The 19092-nt window shown below is 40.4% G+C and carries 10 protein-coding genes; 1 reads left to right on the forward strand and 9 read right to left on the reverse strand.

Annotated features, from left to right (window positions below):
• Positions 1–428 precede the first annotated feature (428 nt).
• The 9 genes from P3L47_RS19275 to P3L47_RS19315 all read right to left on the reverse strand — a co-directional run bounded on the left by P3L47_RS19275 (position 429) and on the right by P3L47_RS19315 (position 18278).
• Positions 429–3332, reverse strand: a complete 2904-nt coding sequence (locus P3L47_RS19275; RefSeq protein ID WP_277781813.1) for a glycoside hydrolase family 2 protein — start codon at positions 3330–3332, stop codon at positions 429–431.
• Positions 3333–3540: 208 nt separating this feature from the next.
• Positions 3541–5145, reverse strand: a complete 1605-nt coding sequence (locus P3L47_RS19280) for a RagB/SusD family nutrient uptake outer membrane protein (protein ID WP_277781814.1) — start codon at positions 5143–5145, stop codon at positions 3541–3543.
• Positions 5146–5157: 12 nt separating this feature from the next.
• A complete protein-coding gene (locus P3L47_RS19285) occupies positions 5158–8235 on the reverse strand; it encodes a SusC/RagA family TonB-linked outer membrane protein (protein ID WP_277781815.1) in 3078 nt (1025 codons plus the stop codon).
• Positions 8236–8496: 261 nt separating this feature from the next.
• Positions 8497–8721: a putative signal transducing protein gene (locus P3L47_RS19290; protein WP_277781816.1), complete on the reverse strand. Its 225-nt coding sequence runs from the start codon at positions 8719–8721 to the stop codon at positions 8497–8499.
• 91 nt (positions 8722–8812) lie between these two features.
• The gene (locus P3L47_RS19295) at positions 8813–10282 is read right to left on the reverse strand and encodes an arylsulfatase (RefSeq protein WP_277783718.1); all 1470 of its coding nucleotides are present in this window, start codon (positions 10280–10282) and stop codon (positions 8813–8815) included.
• Between the two features lie 86 nt (positions 10283–10368).
• A complete protein-coding gene (locus tag P3L47_RS19300; protein WP_277781817.1) occupies positions 10369–11742 on the reverse strand; it encodes a glycoside hydrolase family 27 protein in 1374 nt (457 codons plus the stop codon).
• A gap of 80 nt (positions 11743–11822) precedes the next feature.
• The gene (locus P3L47_RS19305; protein WP_277781818.1) at positions 11823–13643 is read right to left on the reverse strand and encodes a RagB/SusD family nutrient uptake outer membrane protein; all 1821 of its coding nucleotides are present in this window, start codon (positions 13641–13643) and stop codon (positions 11823–11825) included.
• 15 nt (positions 13644–13658) lie between these two features.
• Entirely contained in the window at positions 13659–17063 is a 3405-nt protein-coding gene (locus P3L47_RS19310; protein ID WP_277781819.1) for a TonB-dependent receptor, read from the reverse strand.
• Positions 17064–17282: 219 nt separating this feature from the next.
• Positions 17283–18278, reverse strand: a complete 996-nt coding sequence (locus tag P3L47_RS19315; RefSeq protein WP_277781820.1) for a FecR family protein — start codon at positions 18276–18278, stop codon at positions 17283–17285.
• 226 nt (positions 18279–18504) lie between these two features.
• Between P3L47_RS19315 and P3L47_RS19320 the strand changes: the two genes are divergently transcribed.
• Positions 18505–19068 carry an RNA polymerase sigma-70 factor gene (locus tag P3L47_RS19320; protein ID WP_277781821.1) on the forward strand — a complete coding sequence of 188 codons (564 nt, stop codon included), beginning with the start codon at positions 18505–18507 and terminating at the stop codon, positions 19066–19068.
• Positions 19069–19092 lie beyond the last annotated feature (24 nt).

Here is a 19092-nt window from a genome sequence, read left to right on the forward strand (position 1 = left end):
CCGATGTAAAGGTGCAATCCTTATTCATGCTTAATCTATTGTCAGTAAACATCTTATACAAGTGATTGACAGTAACTATATTTCTATCCGATGTAAGCCATGCGATTCCTTATATTATACATAATAAATAACTAAAAAAATAAAATATAAAGCTTTCTGCATTTTTTGAAAAAAATAGAATATGTATCCTTTAAATCAATTGTAAAGATATAAAACGCATTACAATTATGGCACTGTTTATCTGATTATTTTTCATTTCATGCCAGTCCTTATTCTCATGATGACATTGTATTCACGATCTGCATGTATTAAACACTCGAAAAAAATAAGGGACTTTTGAATTCAAAAGTCCCTTATTTTGTAATTAAAAGTCCTGTCTTAACATTTCAAAAGACCGGACCTTTTTTTCAGGTATCATAGATCTATCTTTACGGATGAAAAGAAACCGTTACTTCTCCTTGCATTTTATCGCCTTTCCTCAACGGTCTGTATTCTTTTTCTGCATGAGGAATCAGGAAATTTTCCTTGCCCGGATTATTATAATCGGCAATCAATAAACGTATCGCATCGCCCTCTATCCAGGAACGAACATGCTGTGTTCCGTCAGACAGGATAGTTATGGATCTTCCCGATTTATCTTTCAATTCGGCAGAATAGATATTTTCTTTTGTGGAACGGAACAGATTTGATCCGGCTGCCGTTTGGTCATACGACCAGGAGTTTACCGGTTGTTTGGAAGGACCGGCAAGTCCGGATACGGGTAGAGAGGTATCGAATGCTTCTGCTTCCCCCTCCAGGGCTGCGATATGATCTGTCGGATATACACTCCAATAACCTTTCCGTTTCCAGTCCAAGTGAGTAAAAGAAGAAGGCAAAGTAAATACCAATCCGGTCTGACGAGGAGAAACATCCTGAAGCATAGTGAAATCGTAGGCGAATGTCACGTTCCCATCTCTATGAAAACGATATTCCAATGCGCCTTCCGCTTCTTTATAAATTCCTTTTACTTTTATACGAACAAGATCATCGGCAGGCAGGCAGGTAATAGATTGAGCCACCCAATTTTCACAAGTCGGGTTGTAGGGATCAAACTTTTGGTTTTCGCCAGTCATCTGGATACCTCCACCTTCTCCGTTTAACGGCAGTACCATCAACGTCGGAGATTGCAGCAACACAACATTGTTTCCCTGACCGGCAGACAATAACCCGTTACGTTTATCCACTGTAAACATTCCGCCTTTTGACTGAACCTCGATCACGTCATCCTTTTCCATGTAAGACAATTTGCCAGCCTGAATCTGCTCCTGCGGTTTCTGTTGTTCCGGCAGAAGACCGAAGCGGTATTCATCGATGTTATAGCCACGCACGCCAGTAACGGTCAATTCCAACATCTTCGTATTCCACAAAGATTCAGGCAACCGGATTTCGAATGTTCCTTCTGAACGGGGAGCTACATCTACTGCCACCTTACCGCTCTTTTCACCCACTTTCCATTCGATTGCACATTCCGACAGATTACTGAAGTTATGGCGATTCTCCACTTCGAAACGAACCCTGCCGTCGGCAGACATATTTCCTTTTAGCCTGATCTTCACCGGACTGTAGGCTTTCTTCATTTCCCAGTATTCCGGTTTTTCACGACGCCAACCATCTAACGGCCCCCAGGTTCCATAACCGACAGCCTTTTCTCCCGGGAGGAAAAATGTATCGTCTATACCGACCCATATAGCCCCTCCCAGTACCCCCTGGCTATGATACATATCACTCCACATCCGATCCAACAAGGGTCCCCACATCGAACGAAGTCCCGGATCGGCAGCCTGTTCCAGACGGTTATAGGCATTCAGATGGCAGAATTCATCAAAGGTGACAGGGCGTTTGCTATTACGGTATTTATCCGGTCCGGTCGGTCCGGGATAATGATGATTGGTCACTTCCAGTTCGCCTTCATCCGCATCCGGTCCCCACTGGCTGAAGATCCGTGGACGGGTCGGGTCCATTTGTTTGACAATTTTTGCTGCTTTTGAAAAGAATTCTTTATACAGGAGTGATTCATTTCCCATCGACCACATGATGACAGAAGGATGGCTTCGGTTCAAGTTCACCATTTCCACATGCTGATTAATCAACCGGGCATGATCATCTTCCGTAAACTTCGTGTTATGTGCCCAACAGAAAGGAGCCTCTACCTCCAAAAGCATACCCAGTTCATCACAAGCCTCCAATAAAGCTTCATCGGGCGGATAATGGGAAGTACGGATATAGTTTACGTTTCCACGACGGAACAGTTCAACATCTTTACGCCACATATCTTCGTTCACGGAACGTCCGCGCAAGGGCATCACTTCATGATGGCATGCACCACGCAGCTTTACCGGCATATTGTTTATATACATCTGATTGCCACGAACTTCTATCTGACGGAAACCGATACGACGAGTCGTTTCGTACAACACCTTTTTTCCTTCTTTCAGTTGACAGGTAAAGGTGTACAGATTGGGATGTTCCGAATCCCATTTCTCCGGCTTCGGGATCAGAAAGGAGACTTCCATTTTCTCGGAAGCTCCTGCTCCTATCGTGTTAATTGATTTTGTGGTTTGCTTCAGTGTAATCTCTTTTCCGTTTTTATCTTTCAACGTGAAATGTAGTGATACACCTTTGGCTGCTGCCATCGATTCATTGGTAACTTCCAACTCGGTTTTCAGCGTAGCATCCGTGTATGTCGAATCGAACAATGTAGCGGCATGGAACATCGACAAATTCACTTCCGGCAAAGCAAACAGATATAGATCACGCGGAATCCCTCCTAACGGATGAGCTGCATACTGAGAACCGCTCGATGTGGAATCCGCCAGGCTCTCCGATTTAACCGAAACAGCTATCCGGTTCTCTTTTCCGATTTCTACCAGCTTGGTCACATCCAGTTCAAAAGCCGTAAAACCTCCCAAATGTGAACCGGCCTTCTTGCCGTTAATAAAAATCTGGCTGTCGCTGTATATCCCGTTACAACGCAGTTTTATTCGCTGTCCGTTCCAGGACGAGGGGACAGTAAATGTCCGGAAATACCCTGCTGCCTTCCCTTTCTCCACTTCAAATCCCTGCATCACCCACTCACCGGGAACTTCAATATTTTTCCAGTGATTAACCTGTTGTTTCTCCCAAAAGTTTTTCTCCGGTGACGGGTTGAATTGCCATCTTCCGGATAATGGTACTTTTTGATTCTCCACTTCCACCGGTAAAGGGGAAAGACGAGGGATAATGAAATCTGTTGCATGAATCGGCAAAGCAAATAATGCAACAAGCAGCAATTGAAAAAATCGGTATAACTTCATATCTATATTACTATTTGATTTCAAAAGATCGTAAATACAAAGAAATATGCTTTTTCAGAATAATCCCAAACGATGCGAAACTTAAAATGATATATTTCGGCACGGATTCCATAAAATACATTCGGATAAGGAACTTAATAAAAAAAGGTGCAAACTCATTATTAAACTTGTCAAATAACAAGTATCATAAAAAGTTGCACCCTATGTATCAATACCCCGGATTCTGCTTCATATTAGGATTCCGATCCAATTCTGTCTGAGGAATCGGTAACAGATAATTCCGTTTAGCCTGGAAAATACGCTCTTCCAATTTGATAAAATCATCACTCCAAGTAACCTTTCCTGTTTTAGAATCAATTGTACCATTCCGACTGCCTATGGCCCAACCATTCAATAAAGTAGGTCCTAGGTCCCAACGCTTAAGATCGAAATAACGCAAACCTTCAAATGCCAATTCTATCCGACGTTCATAACGGACTATTTTCTCATTCAGCTCCGTAGCCTCCGGCATACCAGCCCGTTTGCGAATGGCATTTATATAACGGAGAGCCTTGTCTTTATCTTTTCCGGTCTGTAAAGCACATTCGGCAAATGTGATATACATCTCAGCCAAACGAATTACGATAGCATTACCATCATGGTTGTTAGCATCAACCACCGACATCGGATAAATATACTTTTTCACCAGCAGACCACCTCTCGAAGCTGCCGCCTCTTCATGGTAATCCAAATTCTTACGATCTGCCTGACCATCAATAAATTTATCGAGCGGGTTATAATAACGTCCGTTATATTTCTGCCCTGGACATAGAACGATCTTAGTCAATCGCGGATCACGACCTTTGAATGGCTCGTTCGGATTATAACCAGAACCCGTTTCATCGATATATTTACCGTTTTCCATTTGGAATGCTTCAATAAACGGCCAAAGTGCATTCAAAGCAGACCATCCTCCTTCCGTTGCCGGTAAATTCAGTTGGGGAAGCATATTGAAATAGTCATTCTTCATATACTGTACATCCAAAATAGCTTCTTTATTGGACGATTCAGCAGAAGGCCAAAACATCTCCTCATATTCAGGATACAACTCATAACAAGACATATTTATCACTCCCTCAGCCGAAGCCTGTGCCTGTTCATATTTTCCAAGATATAGTTCTAGACGAGCTTTCAACGCCAAAGCAGCTCCTTTCGTGATATGTCCTCCCGATTCTATCGTGTTTTGAACTGGCAATACGGCAGCAACAGCTTCAAGTTCTTTCAATACGAAATCTTCAACTTCAACTTTGGGGGTTCTTGACAAATTAGCTTCTTCGGCAGAAGTTATCACTTTATCAACCAAAGGAACATCCCCGTAATACATAATCTTTCCATAATAATCGTATGCTCTCAGGAAACGAACTTCAGCCTTATAACGTTCTTTCTTATCAGCATCCATCTCTACAGCTTCTATCTTTTCCAGGAAATTATTGTATTTACGAATACGGTCGTATCTGAACCAACGAGTTGCATCACCGTCTACCCAAGGAGCATTCAATCCTGGAGCAGAAGTCGGTAATATCTGTCCGTTCCCAATAGATTGAAAGTTATAGTCAAACTGCTCATAACCATTGTCAGACGCCGCATCCATAAAAACAACATTCGATATGGCTTCCCATCCTTTATAACAGCCATTCAAAGCCATATCCACATCTTTCTCACTCTGCCAAAATGTTGCATCCGACAATTTATCCTTTGGCGCAACATCCAAAAAACTATCGCCACATGACAATAAACCCATCATCAGTGCAAATCCTATTATATTCTTTTTCATAATCTGTACGTATTAAAATGTTATATCCAAACCTATCGTGTAAATTGCAATCTGTGGATATGAAGATCCGGCACTGCCACTCTTCACCTCTGGATCGAAATCCTTCGGAAACTTGGTAAAAGTCAATAAATTCTGTCCGCTTACATATAACCTGGCTCTGTTCAGATGAATGTTTTTCAACAAACTCTGAGGTAAGTTATATCCTATCTGCAAATTCTTCAAACGTAGATAACTGGCATTCATCACAAGAAAAGAACTCATGACACGGTTGTGAGACTGATTGATCAATATACGCGGATAATGGCCTAACTGCGTTACCAGTCCGTTCTCTACGATCGTACGATCGAGGTGTTTTTCCTGCGCATTCGCTCCATCAATAAATCCCCACATCGACTCACGATCGACAGTACGATAAACGTCCGCCGCTCCCTGGAAAGAAGCCAGAAAATCGAAATCACGATACTTCATATTCAGATTAAATCCGTAAGTAATGTTCGGAATCGTATTTCCTAAAACGACACGATCTTCTGCATCTATCTTTCCATCATCATTTTGGTCTTTAAATTTCAAATCGCCAGCTTTAGAGTAGACAGAATGAACCGGACTATTTTTAGCTTCTTCGTCCGACATAAATATACCAGTACATTCATATCCATAAAAAGAATCCCAGGAATAACCTTCCATTTTAACATTATCCCCTTTCTCTGGGTTTGGATATTTATCAACCTTATTCTTATTATATGCCATATAACCATTGATATCATATTCTACATTTCCTATTTTATAGGAATGTCCCAACGATACCTCTACTCCTCTGTTTCTCATGGCTCCGGCATTAGATACGGGAGCATCCAGTCCAAAAATCAATGATACAGGTACTACTGCCAAAATATTATCGGTATACCGGTCATAATAATCGAAAGAAACATTGATCAGGTTATTCTTAAAACCGGCATCAAAACCTAAATCCAGTTCTTTAGTCGTTTCCCAGGTTATATTGCCGTTATTCGCTTTTGTTTGTACGGCACCATCTGCCACGACATTATTAAAATTATAATTCTGTCCTAAAGCGATCATTGCAATATATTGATAATCATCCGTACGATGGTTACCCAGCTTACCCCATGAACCTCGAATCTTCAGATTATCCAACCAATGGATATTTTTCATGAAAGCCTCTTCGGAAATACGCCATCCGGCAGAGAAAGAAGGAAATGTTCCCCAACGATGTCCTTTTGCAAACTTGGAAGAACCGTCGCTTCGCAGATTAAATTCCAACAAATATTTGTCTGCATAATCATAGTTGATTCGTCCGAAATAAGAACCTATATTTGTTTCAAGTGCACTACCGTTATTACTCCATCCATTTGTTGAACCGCCATCCAACTCAGTCAACTCATTACTTGGAAAATTCTTACGGTATGCTTTCGTCAGATTCTTTTTATAAGATTCCCTCGATACTCCCAACATTCCTTTAAATGAATGCTTACCTATTTGTTTCTGATAGTTCAATAATCCCTGGAGAGTGACTGTCATCCAACGATCCAGATAATCTTCTACACTGTTAGGACCTTGTACGGAACCATCCCCATAAGTAATTTCTTTAATATGTGTTTTTCCATCATCAAAATTGTAATCAATACCGGCAATACCTTTTAAGGTCAGCCCATCAATGATCTTAAGTTCACCGAACGCACTACCTAATGCATGAGTATAAACCGATGTTGCTTTTCCTCCGGCTTCGATCCAGGCGATCGGATTACCATCGATATGACGCCCGTAAGTTCCGTCGGAATATTGATTGACAAAAGTATTAGGAATACGATTGGCCTGACGGAAGAACTGACCCATACTATTCGAAAATGGATTTGTCGGTGCTACAATCTCCCTGCGGGACAAACTTGAATTTATCCCGAACGTCAACCATTCAGTCACTTTGCTATCCAAATTGATACGGACATTATATCGCTCATGTGAAGTATTTTTCGTTAAACCATCCTGACTATAATAAGCCAACGATACTGCATAACGTGTCGCATCGGTACCACCATTCAGACTGATATTATGATTATGGGTAAATCCACTTCCCTGCAAAAGAAGATCCATCCATTTCGTATTCGGATAATTATCCGGATCAGAGCCGTTCCGATACTTTTCAATATCTTCTGCCGTATAAGCAGGAGCTGAACCTTCATTAATTCTTCCTTCATTAAATAATTTTGCATATTGTGCAGAAGATAAATGTTCCGGTGTCCTGATTGCTTTCTGCCATCCGACATATCCGTTATAACTCAATACTGGGTTTCCTGTTTTACCCCGTTTGGTTGTTATCAGGATTACTCCGTTCGCAGCCCTGGTTCCATAAATAGAAGCTGCCGCCGCATCTTTCAAAACACTGATATTTTCAATATCGTTCGGATTGACATCATTCATTGAACTTTCCAGCCCATCAACTAATATCATCGGGTCTGAATTATTCATCGTACCTACACCACGGATACGGATAGAAGTTTCTTCACGTCCGGGCTGTCCGGTTTCTGCCGTAATAGAAACACCCGGCAATTTTCCCTGTAACATATTGGCGACATTCGTAGCCGGAAGTCCGCTCAACTGATCTCCTGACACCGCAGAAACAGCCCCTGTCAGGTTTACTTTTTTCTGTGTACCAAAACCAACTACAACCACCTCATCCAGTTTTTGAGTATCTTCCCGAAGAGTGATCTTGAAAGATGACTTATTTCTTACAGGTATTGACTGTGTCAGATAACCGATATAAGAAATTTCCAGTGTTGCATCTTCCGGGATTTCCAAAGAGAAATACCCATCCACATCTGTTATAATACCATTAGTCGTTCCTTTTTGCACAACATTGGCCCCAATAACAGGAAGACCTGTTTCATCGACAACCGTTCCGGTAATTTTTTTACTCTTTTGCTGACTTACATCATTGTTCAACTCGGTTGTTACCGAGTTGAACTGATTATAATCAGTTCCGGCCTTTACATAACTGGAGAAAGAACCCGCGCCTAATAAAGTCGCAACAAACAAGTATCTCCCTCTTTTCCAAACACACTTTTTCTTGTTTCCCATAATAATAATGCTTTAATGAAAACTACTTTACACAATGCTTAATTCGATAAAGATTTACAATTGCAAAGTAAGCTATGATCTCATTCTCAGCAGGTATCATACTTAGAGTAAGAACTTTTAAATTCGGAACAGATTTTTTAATAATGTATCAAATTAGGAACTGACACCAAAAAACATCCTGTTACCATAACAATAACCAAAAAAGGTCGGGTATGACTCACTCACACCCGACCTTTATATTTACAGAGCAATAACTCTACTTTATTCTTCTCCTACCAATTCAGGCAATGCCTGTTTCAGTATCTCTTTTGCCTTCCCGTAATCCTTTTCCATTACATATATCTCTCTTTGAAAACCAGGGATATTCAGTACGGAAGAGATGATCTCGTTTTTTAGAAAAGACTCAATACCGTCATTTCTCAACAAATCCTGCAACAAGGTTGCCTGGAATTCGTTATCTAATGTTGCCAAATAAATTGTTTCCATACCTTTATGAATTTAGAGGTCCTTATTTCTCAAAGATATGTTTTTTTATTTGGAAAAACAAGCTTTTTAGTCGCAATCTAATACATAAACATTACATTCTAAAAACCTCTAAAGAGGACTCTTCATGGGCTTCTTTCATCCGATTCCTCATTTGTTCCACTATATCCGGATGTTCGGAAGCAACATTGACCAGTTCATTCGGATCGTTTTCCAAATCAAATAACAGAAAGTTGCCTTCTCCCTCTTTTTTAATGTTAAGTATCAACCCCTTCCATTTTCCTATACGGATAGCTTTCATTCCCTGCCCTTCCGGAAATTCCCAATAAAGATAGTCATGTTCTTGTTGCTCCTTACCTAACAATTCCGGAACAAAACTAATTCCGTCCGTACGTGGAGCACCTATTCCCGCCAATTCACAAAGAGTAGGCATTACATCCCACGAAGCACAAACATGATTACTGACAGTCTTTCCTTTAATGCGTCCTTCCCAGGTAACGATTAAAGGTACACGGATTCCTCCTTCACGCAGGAAACATTTTCCCCATCCATAGTCAGATTCAAAAGGTTTGGCACTATCAAACCAAGGGGAATCCGAACCTCCGTTGAATGTAGGACCATTATCGCTGGTAAACATGATTACCGTATTGTCATATATGCCGAGTTCTTTCAACTTATCGATAAGTCCACCAATCTGCTCATCCCAATAACTGATCATAGCCGCATAGGTTGCATGCGGATAACGACAAGGGAAGTATCCCTGCTTACCCGTATAAGGCTCTTCTTCTCCAAATTTATCGACATAATATTTTACCCATTTCTCCGGAGCCTGCAAAGGGACATGCGGCAACGGAGAAGTCCATGCCAAATAGAAAGTCGTATCTTTGTTATTCTCTACAAACTTCAATATCTCATCATACATCGGATCACAACTGTAGACTTCTTTTGTATACTTCGCATAACTATCTTCGCTATAAATATCCGCACCTTTATCCAGCATCGTATTAGGGACCAGCAACTCGTTCGGTAAATATTCACGCGCTTCATTCCGGTAGAGAAAAGGAGGATAATAAGTATGCGCCTGCCTCTGACAATTATATCCGTAAAAGAAATCAAATCCCATTTTATTGGGAGTTCCCTCCGACCCCGGATAGCCGAGTCCCCATTTACCGATACAACCGGTTACATAACCGGCTTGTTTCAATACAGAAGGAATCATCGCTGTACCAGCAGGTAAAGGACGTTGCCCTTCCAATGTAGAATCAGCCAACATAGCATGATAATCTCCGACAGCTCCCCTTTCCGACATCTCATCATTACCTCTGATATAAGCATGACCGGAATGTAATCCGGTAAATGTAACACAACGGGACGGAGCAGAAACCGGAGAACCGGAGTAATTCTGCATGAAACGCATTCCCCGTTCTGCTAACTTATCTATATTAGGCGTTTCTATTTTTTCCTGTCCATAACAACCCAATTCGGCATATCCCAAATCATCCGCTAAAATATAAATGATATTAGGCTTTTTAGCCACTTCTGTCTGCTCTTTACAAGAAAACATTAAAGTTGCCAGGACAGGCACACAAACATATTTGTTGTACAAAAAATGATTCATCTTTCTTTTATTTGTCATTATTCTTTATGTTGTTATTCATATCGGATAAACAGGACACCATTCCCTGGGATTTCTATCATCTTATCCAGACTTACAGATTTTCTGTCTTCCCATATATTTAAAAGACGATAATCCTTTTCCGGAGCCAGCCCCAACTCTTCTTTTACAAATCTCCTGCTCTGAGTCTGTTGAGTACGATTAAAAATACCGATCCATCCGGCTTGCCGGTCTCTTTCTTTTACAGTCCAAACTTCAATGCCATTCTCTTCATAGATTAAATTGCCCATTACCCCATTTTGATTACAGGCAAGCATATCCTTGTTTGTTAACAAACGAAGAGTAAAATCATCGATGGATACTATATTCCCTCCATAAAACAACGGAGAGGCAGCCATCGAACGTTGGGTTATAAATGTATATTTCTGAGATTCATTCAGTTCGCTCCAACGATGGGTACCACGTCCGGCTAATGCTATTTCTTTCTGGTCTTTCGTCTTCCGGCCAGGAGGAGACATCAGTTGCAACTCACTAAACGGAATCATATCCAAATCCGGCCAAAAACCCGGTTCTTCTTTTCCTTGCCAGCGTTTCCACGCATCAAAAGAAAGATCGATGCTATGTTGCGTATCCCAAATATCTGCAGTAACCCGCAACATATTGGCTTTCCGTAAAGCCGGCAAATCTTTCTCTTCCACCTTATCACCGGGAGAAAGGCTTAAAACGATGGGACGACCACATTGCTCAATAGCTTTCACTATTGCTTCCACTTCTCTCGGATAAGGAACAATATCATCATACTTTATGAAATCAACACCCCACCCCGCCAAGTGGCTGATCAAACTGTTATAATACGCCTGGGCTCCGGGTTTATCCATATCAATTCCATAATTATAAGTACACCAGGAACAAACATTCAAAGTGTCGGCTATATCTGCCGCCCGAAAATCCGTTCCTTTTACCGGAGTATTTAAAAGTACAGCTTTACGGGGAATCCCCCGCATCAAATGTAAACCGAACTTTAGCCCTTTGGCATGACAACTGTCGATGAGACTCTTAAAGCCATTCGGAAAGTATGTTCTGGAAAGTTCAAACAATCCATATTCATTGATATGAATATCCGATGCATGCCGCTCAACAGAAAAATGAGTATTCTCCTCTAACTCATATTCCCCAAACCAGCCATTATCGATCACAAAATAGACATACCCATAGGATTTTAATTTTGTATTCATCGCTTCCAGGTTTGCAAAAGCTGCTGCTTCATAACAATAAACTCCATAAGAATTGAAACTATTCCATCCCATAGGAGGTTTATCCGCCAACAACCCAGTCTGTGCCTGTGTCATTGAATGCATGAACAGACTCACCCAAAAGAAAAAACAGATAGAGAAACTCTTCATATCCATAAAGATCATATTTAACGATATAGTAAAATCATGTACAAACAGGCCGCCACAAAAAGTGGCAACCTGCTATACATTACGGATCAATAATCATAACCCGGAGTTTTTCCCAAATTCGGATTTTTAGTCAACGCGCTTTGAGGAATCGGATAAACATACATATACTCTTTCCAGCCGAATCCCATGGCTACAGGATCATTGAAGAATTTTATATATCCTTCCGTATCGGTACCTCCTGTTATTTCCAGCTTCGGATAGTCAGCCTTTTTTATCCAGGCACCGGTTTGCTGTTTATTTACATATTCACCTTTATGCCACCGCTTCAGATCGTTCATTCTGAAGCCTTCAGCCATTAGCTCCACTCTTCTTTCACGACGGATTTCCCACAACACCGGATCCACTGCCTGGTCGCGCTTCGGATCGAATGAAGCATTTATATCTGAAACTTTCATTAAGGCAACACCTGCCCTCGGACGGAGTTTATTGATTGTCCGGTCAGCGACAGACTGGTCAAACTGCCCCATCTCCCATTTGGCTTCGGCATAATTCAGCAAAGCCTCTTCAATTCTGAAAATCGGACAATCCGTTGTATTCTCCAGTTCACCGGCTTTTGCAAAAGAGTATTTATAGATAATATAACCCAATTCGGTCAGGAAGAACCCCGGGCTCGCCTGTTTTCTGAAGTTCGGATTATTTTGGACGATCTCGCCCGTATTCCAGTTTGTTACAGGGAGTGCTTTCACACCTGTACCGCTTCCTCCCTCACTGGTCGTTTCCAGTTTTGTCATCAGATCGATATATTCTCTGTCCTGCGGATCATCGGTATATGTCCAGGTTGTGTTAGGAGTTCCTTTATTTACTTTATAGGGAGGAGTAACCGTATAATACAAGCGTCTGTCCCTGTTCCTGAACTCGTCATACATCGTCTTATCACCGGCAAAACCGGATTCCGGGTTATAGATAGGTTTCCCATTCGTACATAAATAACTATTAACCCCATCCTTACTCATATCATAGAACCAGGAAGAACTTCTGTTATAACGATTCAGCATATGCGTACCATTGGAGGTTGCATAAGCCCTGTATAAAATAACCCCGTCGACACCTCCCAGTTTCTCCGAATTGAATAACAGGTCGTAACGACTACACACATTCGGATAGGCATCTATCAGTTTCTCTGAATATTTTATACATGCATTCAGGTAAACCTCCGGCTCCGATAAATTATGGTATTTACGCCACGTACCTTCATAAAGGGCAAAACGAGATAAAAGTGCTCTTACGACATGTACATTGATTGTATTGCTGCCTTCTCCGTCAGCTTTAATATGTTCTTCCGCCCATATCAAATCATTCAATATATTTTTTGCAACAAGATCCCTTGGATCGCGCTCTCCGTATAGGATATCCGTATCGTTTTCCGTTAAAGTATGCTCAACCCACTGTATGTCGCCAAAAGTAGATAACAACTGATAATAACGCAGAGATCTGAAAAAGAGTCCGACACTTCTCCAATAATCCTTATCTACCTGGCTCATGGAAGATGTTTCAATGTTATCAAGCATTACGTTCGCCTTTCTTATAAAAGCATAATCATAATTAATCATATTTTGGGTTGGAGTCAGACGGTCGAATGCAAAGATCGACTCGTTTCCTGCCGAAGAATAAGATAAATTATCTGAGTTCCTATCCCCTTTGATTATATTGGGATCACTTTCCCCCTTATAAGAAAATTCATCAAAAATACCATAAAGATTCCATGCATACGTTTTAAAATTATCGTATGTTTTAAAAGCTGTCGCTTCCGTCTGTGATTCGATCGGGAACTTATCCAAATAATCATCACAACTTATAAACAGAGAAGAGACCAGGGCAATCGCTCCTATTATTTTTGTTTTTTTCATGACATTCATTACTGATTAAAATGAAACATTAAGACCAAAAGAATACTTCGTCATCAAAGGATAAACAGCTCCGCTCGTTGTCAGTTCCGGATCCTGTCCTTTGGCCAAATGATGCTTCGTAAAAAGATCCTCTCCACTGACAAACACTCTGACCTGATTGATCTTTATACGAGTTAACCATTCTTGCGGGAATGTATATCCTAACGTGATATTCTTAATTCTCCAATAAGCGCCATTGGACAAATATTTCGTTTGAGTATATCTGTTACGTGCCGAATTTTCACCGTCGCGTTGATAAATACGCGGGTAATAGCTATCTGTTTTATCCGGCATCCAATAATCGAGTGTATTAGCATGCAAAGCTGCAAACTCTCCGCATAGAGGCCATGAAAGCTGGCTGACAGCCCATACGTCTCTTTTTCCTATACCTTGAATAAAGAAAGAAAAGTCAAAACCTTTCCATGCGGCACCACCTGTGATACCAAAATGATACCGTGGGGTATTATTGCCGATTATCTTCCGGTCACCCGGATTATGAACCGTATTCTCTTCCTGAGAAATATCACCGCTTCCATTCAGGTCCTTATACAGAATATCACCAGGATTGGGAGTTGCCGTCCCTTTAATATAAGGTATACCGTCTTTTAATTTTCCGTTTTTCAAATTGGCATCCAGGGAACCTTCGACGAAATCATCGACTGTATAATAACGGTCTGTTACATATCCCCAAATCTCACCCATTTTCTTTCCTGTATAGAAGTTTGCATCTTTCTCTCCGTCAGCATCCGTATCCCAGTTATTAGCCAGATTACCCGTCGCGTTCTCAAATCGGGTAATAGTTGCCTGCGAATCAAACAGATTAAAGCCGATCGAATAATTTACACTACCTATCTTATCTCTCCAATCCAATTGCAATTCCCATCCCTTAGTCTTCAAATCGGCAGAGTTCATAAAAGGAGCAGTCGTACCCAACACATCCGGCAGGTCAGCTGACGGTCCGAACATATCTTTTGTCCGTCTTACATAATAATCGAATGAAGCAGTAAATCTATTCTTAAACAAACCAAGGTCGATACCACCGTTTACTGTCTGCACTTTCTCCCAGGAAAAATTCTGACTAACCAGTCCGGGAGTATTCAATGTCCAAAACTGAGTTTCTCCGCTTCCCAACCAGATCGATTTAGCAGGGCTCATAACCGACAGAAATTGATAAGCCGGAATAACCTGGTTGCCAATATTACCATATGTTCCTCTTAATTTCAAATTAGACAGAAAATCAATATTCTTCATAAAGTTTTCCTCTGACAAACGCCAGGCTAATGAGAAAGATGGGAAAAAACCGAACCGATGTCCGCTTGGAAATTTGGAAGAACCGTCATAACGCCCATTCGTTTCAAATAAATACTTTCCGTTATAATCGTATGTCAAACGATAGAAAGCTCCCAAAATAGCATATTCGGAATAACTATCCTTTCCGTCCAACGTTCCCGTGGCACTGGATATTGAAGGCAGATCCGGATTGATCATATCCGTTTTACTTTCCCAAAGCAACTCATAACGGTTGTTCTCACTATTGAAACCACCTGTTAATGCAAAATTATGCCCTCCAAATTCTTTCTCATAAGAAGCATAAATATTGGCAGCCATATATTGCGTATTACTCATATCCTTACGATAGAAAGAGTTTGTTCTGGTCGACTCCACCAGGAAATTCGTTCCCTGTACGAAATCAACCTTCTTGTCATAACGATCTTTTCTCGTATTTTTCTTGTCGTAGGTGAACTCACCGATAATTTTCAGATCTTTCAATGGGGATACTATTATTTTTCCCAATGCACGGAATACTTCGTCATTCGTTTCAATAGGTTCCAACAGATTGATCAGGTTTCCGGGAGTTCTGAAAGGCAATTCTTCATCTCCATTATTATAGTAACCCAGCGGAGAATATCCGGGTAATTGAGTCATTATATTCCACGGATCGCCACCTCCATTTGTATTCGGTGCAGAAGTTTTACCTTTCGCATAGTTGATTGTTAACTGGGCAGTAAGCCATTTTGTAACATCCGAACTCAGATACGAGCTGATATTCATTCTCGTGTACCTGTCTTTATCAGACACGAGTACACCATTCTGATCGGTATAACCAAATGAGAAACGATAAGCAGTCCTGGCTGTCCCGCCATTTACTGAAAGGTTATGCATTTGCTCAAAACCTCCACCTTTCTGTGTCATATCCTTTGCTATATCATTCAATCTTAGCTGATAAGGAGTACTCCCCTCCATCGTATAACCATCCGGATATTTTGAGGGATTTTGTTGATATTCATCCAGATAAGACAACCATTTATCCACATCCTGTCCACTCCAGTATGTCGAATAACCGAAATCCTTAAAAGCCTTTACTGTTTCATATACTCCTGCTTTTTCTATCAGCTCATAAGGTTTGCTGACAGTCAGGTTGGTTGAATAATTAAACCTGGGGGTTTCATCCTTACTACCTTTCTTTGCAGTCAATAAAATCACACCATAAGCAGCTCTGGCACCATAGATGGCAGCAGAAGAAGCATCTTTCAATACCGTAATAGACTCAATATCATTCGGGTTGATCGTATTGATATCTACCGGAACATTGTCCATCAAAATCAGAGGTTCAGCTCCGGTTATATTGGTCGTTCCACGGATATTGATCTTGCTGCTTGCTCCTGGAGCTGCATTTTCTGTTTTGATTTGTAACCCAGGTACAGCCCCTTCCAGTGCTTTCGACATAGAAGTCACCGGTCGGCTACCTACCACATTATCCATATTGGCTACAGAAACAGCTCCCGTCAAATTCGCTTTTTTCTGTGTACCGTAACCTACTACCACCACTTCATTCAGACTCTGTGTATCTTCTGCCAAAACGACATTTAAGATTGTTTTACCCTTCAATGCGATTTCCTGTGGCTTATACCCTATATAAGATATGATAATTTCCGCATTATCGGAAGGAACTTCCAGCGTAAATCCTCCGTCAATATCTGTAATAGTACCGTTGGTAGTGCCTTTCACTGAAATATTTGCCCCGATGATACTTTCTCCGGTATGATCTTTTACCGTACCTGTTATCTTATGGGATTTCTGTGTGGGTTTAGGAGTCAATAATATCTTTCTGTTTTCTATCCGGTAGGAATAATCTCTGAATACATCGCTTAATATTCCTTCAATATTCCCTTTCCGAATATTGACATCTACCTTTTTGGTCAAATCGACCTCTTCCGTACTATAAAAGAAAACAAATTCAGTTTGCTTTTCGATGGCCTGTATAGCTTCTTTCAGCGAAACATTAGATAAATGTAAATCAATAGATGCTTTTTGTGCATAACCATTAACCGCTGATAATTGAAGAAAAGTAACAGAGACCAAAAATAGTATTAGTTTCATTTTCCTAAATGAATTAATGTTAAGAAAGGGCATATCATTCCCTCTCGTGGATTTTTTTTTCATATGTTTGTATTGCTTTAAATTAATAAGAAGCTCCCGATTGTCGCATTTTGAGAGCTGATTTTAATTACACACATTAGGCGGATGTTTCCAGCATCTGCCTAATTTTTTTCATTTTGACATTTATATCATAGGCTATCAGATTTAAAAAGGTGAATATTATATTTTATAAAGAACTATGGTATCGTCTTTTATGGTATAATCGATACGAACCAATATAGACAACATCTTCAGGATTTCCTCTTTCGATTCATTTCGTATCGTCAATGAATACCTGGAATCCAAAGGAACCCCCTGTTTACAGGAAATAGAAATGCCGTACCATCGTTCCATTTTCCGAAGGATAGTGGAAAGACGTTCATCCGCAAAGACTAACTTTTCTGCAGTCCATAATGCATATTCGGCAGCATCTACCCGATCTACTGTATAACGGTTTGTCTGCCTGTCGAGAGATAACTTTTCATTTGGAGAAAGAACACGCCTTTCTCCGTTACTTTTCATCATAACTTCAACTTTACCTGACAACAGAACAGTTTCCGAAATATTTTTCTTTTCATAATTCTGAACATCAAAACGAGTACCCAATACTTTGACCGACATATCGGATGTCTCTACATAAAAAGGAGCTTTTACATTTGGCGTTACCTCAAAATAACCTTCTCCTATTAGTTTCACTTTACGAACTCCCTCTTCAAATTGATCCGGGTAAATCAATTTACTATTACTGTTCAGCCATGCCAATGTACCATCCGGCAATGTCACAGAACCTTTGTGCCCGGGTCCCATAATAGCCTGGTTCATGACAACATTCACTATTTGAGATGTATGTGGTGTACTCTCTTTTCCAATAAAAAATGCCATGGCGGAACAGGCTATCAGCAAAGCGATCGAAGCTGCAATCTTTACCAAACGTATAGAGATACCATTTTTACTCTTTCTATTTTCAAATGCCAGTGCACTTTCCCTGAAACGGATGAAAGCATTGGCACTCTCGCCATAGCGTGAAGAGACAGAGGCTTCCGATGCAAACCATAAATCTCTCGTTATAGCAAACTGCCGCTGATTATCTATGTTTTCATCCAACCACTCCAGTAATGCTCTCATTTCATTTTCCGTAGCAGTTTGATTCAAATATTTTATAATAATATCTTCCATTTTATTCCTTGTTTATATCTATCACATAAATCTTTCATTTATCCCTTGCCCGACACTTAAAAATAAACATCATTTAACACATAGTCTGTTACAAACAGCCGAATAAGTCAAAATTCGGATAGAAACTTGTATCGATCTATAAAATAAATATCTTTGTAGAAGAGAAAAAGCTTATTTGATCAGAGAAAAAATGCACAACGGATACGACATAACAAAAAACAAGGCCTTGAAACAAGACTTCATTTTTTTCGAGGATTTATTTCATATCTATTACTGTTCCCTACTTGCATTTGCCAACAAGTATACTAACGACAGGCAGGCTTCCGAAGATATAGTGCAGGATGTTTTTATGGCTTTATGGATGAAGCGGGACACGATCAACTTTAACGACCCAATAAAGCCTTATTTGTATAAAGCCACATATAATAAGTCAATCACCTATCTTAATTCATTGCAAGAGAATGTCAATATAGACGAGCAAAATATCAAATTACAATTACAGCAAAAAATTATCAGCTTCGATCTGCAGGATTCATTATTACTGAAAGAAGTATCAGAAGAAATCATTTCATGTGTAGATACGTTGCCCGAACAATGTCGTAAAGTGTTTCTGCTAAGCCGTGGACAAGGGCTTAAAAATAAAGAGATCGCTTTACAATTAAATATCAGCGAGAAAACTGTAGAAGGGCATATCAGTAAGGCTTTAGCAGAAATCCGGTCACATCTTAGAAAACTGGACTTAATGCCTATGGTAGGATATATCTTATATCAATGCATAGGAATCTCCTAAAATGAAATTCTCCAATAAAAAAGG

The organism is Parabacteroides chongii, assembly GCF_029581355.1.
Taxonomy (GTDB): Bacteria; Bacteroidota; Bacteroidia; order Bacteroidales; family Tannerellaceae; genus Parabacteroides; species Parabacteroides chongii.